Source organism: Planococcus sp. CP5-4_YE (genome assembly GCF_019042655.1).
Lineage (GTDB): Bacteria > Bacillota > Bacilli > Bacillales_A > Planococcaceae > Planococcus.
The window spans coordinates 1-2,073 of the sequence record NZ_JAHPZO010000038.1; the positions used below are offsets into that span (position 1 = coordinate 1).

2 rRNA genes and 1 other annotated feature are annotated in these 2,073 nt (G+C 51.8%); both genes read left to right on the forward strand.

The annotated features are described in order from the left end of the window. A 16S ribosomal RNA gene (locus KTG14_RS17730) occupies positions 1-225 on the forward strand; the annotation flags it as partial. A 189-nt stretch (positions 226-414) separates the two neighbouring features. Then, positions 415-1,764, forward strand: a sequence feature (23S ribosomal RNA rRNA prediction is too short). Positions 1,765-1,863: 99 nt separating this feature from the next. Then, positions 1,864-2,073, forward strand: a 16S ribosomal RNA gene (locus tag KTG14_RS18130); the annotation flags it as partial.

Here is a 2,073-nt window from a genome sequence, read left to right on the forward strand (position 1 = left end):
CTCGCCTGCATGAAGCCGGAATCGCTAGTAATCGCGGATCAGCATGCCGCGGTGAATACGTTCCCGGGCCTTGTACACACCGCCCGTCACACCACGAGAGTTTGTAACACCCGAAGTCGGTGGGGTAACCCTTACGGGAGCCAGCCGCCGAAGGTGGGACAGATGATTGGGGTGAAGTCGTAACAAGGTAGCCGTATCGGAAGGTGCGGCTGGATCACCTCCTTTCTAAGGATTTTATCGGAACCGATTCTTAACGGATCGGGTTGACGTTTTGCGTTCAGTTTTGAAGGTTCACTCCTTGCGGAGCACTTTCAAACTTGTTCTTTGAAAACTGGATAGATCGACATTGATTAAGAAACAAGCATCAAGTAGCGTGATCGCTTTGCGATCAACTTATTTTTTTTGACCCTCAGTGGTTAAGTTAATAAGGGCGCACGGTGGATGCCTTGGCACTAGGAGCCGAAGAAGGACGGCACTAACACCGATATGCCTCGGGGAGCTGTAAGTGAGCTGTGATCCGGGGATTTCCGAATGGGGAAACCCACTGTTCGTAATGGAGCAGTATCCATGTGTGAATACATAGCACATGAGAAGGCAGACTCAGGGAACTGAAACATCTAAGTACCTGAAGGAAGAGAAAGCAAATGCGATTCCCCAAGTAGCGGCGAGCGAAACGGGATCAGCCCAAACCAGAAGGCTTGCCTTCTGGGGTTGTAGGACACTCTATACGGAGTTACAAAGGAACGGATTAAGCGAAGCGACCTGGAACGGTCCGCAAGATAGGGTAATAGCCCCGTAGCTGAAAGTTCGTTCCCTCCAGAGTGGATCCTGAGTACGGCGGAACACGAGAAATTCCGTCGGAATCCGGGAGGACCATCTCCCAAGGCTAAATACTCCCTAGTGACCGATAGTGAACCAGTACCGTGAGGGAAAGGTGAAAAGCACCCCGGAAGGGGAGTGAAATAGATCCTGAAACCGTGTGCCTACAAGTAGTTAGAGCCCGTTAATGGGTGATAGCGTGCCTTTTGTAGAATGAACCGGCGAGTTACGATTGCATGCAAGGTTAAGGTGAGAAGCCGGAGCCGCAGCGAAAGCGAGTCTGAATAGGGCGAATGAGTATGCAGTTGTAGACCCGAAACCAGGTGATCTACCCATGTCCAGGGTGAAGGTAAGGTAACACTTACTGGAGGCCCGAACCCACGCACGTTGAAAAGTGCGGGGATGAGGTGTGGGTAGCGGAGAAATTCCAATCGAACCTGGAGATAGCTGGTTCTCTCCGAAATAGCTTTAGGGCTAGCCTCAAGAAGAGAATCCTGGAGGTAGAGCACTGTTTGGACTAGGGGCCCATCCCGGGTTACCGAATTCAGACAAACTCCGAATGCCAGTGATTTATGCTTGGGAGTCAGACTGCGAGTGATAAGATCCGTAGTCAAGAGGGAAACAGCCCAGACCACCAGCTAAGGTCCCCAAATATCCGTTAAGTGGAAAAGGATGTGGCGTTGCTTAGACAACCAGGATGTTGGCTTAGAAGCAGCCATCATTTAAAGAGTGCGTAATAGCTCACTGGTCGAGTGACACTGCGCCGAAAATGTACCGGGGCTAAACGGATTACCGAAGCTGTGGATGGACATCGTAGATGTCCGTGGTAGGAGAGCGTTCTAAGGGCGTTGAAGTCAGGGACTCTGAGGTAAACCTCTTGCCATCACTGCTTGATGTTATATAGAAACGGGATTTGCCTCGTTTCTCATCTCACAACTTGGACGTGCACAACCAACGGCACGCTCACCCTATCCTTCTGCGTCCCCCCATTACTCAAACGGCGGGGAGGTGGTACAGGAATATCAACCTGTTGTCCATCGTCTACGCCTATCGGCCTCGACTTAGGTCCCGACTAACCCTGAGCGGACGAGCCTTCCTCAGGAAACCTTAGGCATTCGGTGGACGGGTGAGTAACACGTGGGCAACCTGCCCTGCAGATCGGGATAACTCCGGGAAACCGGTGCTAATACCGAATAGTTTACGGCCTCTCATGAGGCGGTACGGAAAGACGGTTTCGGCTGTCACTGCAGGATG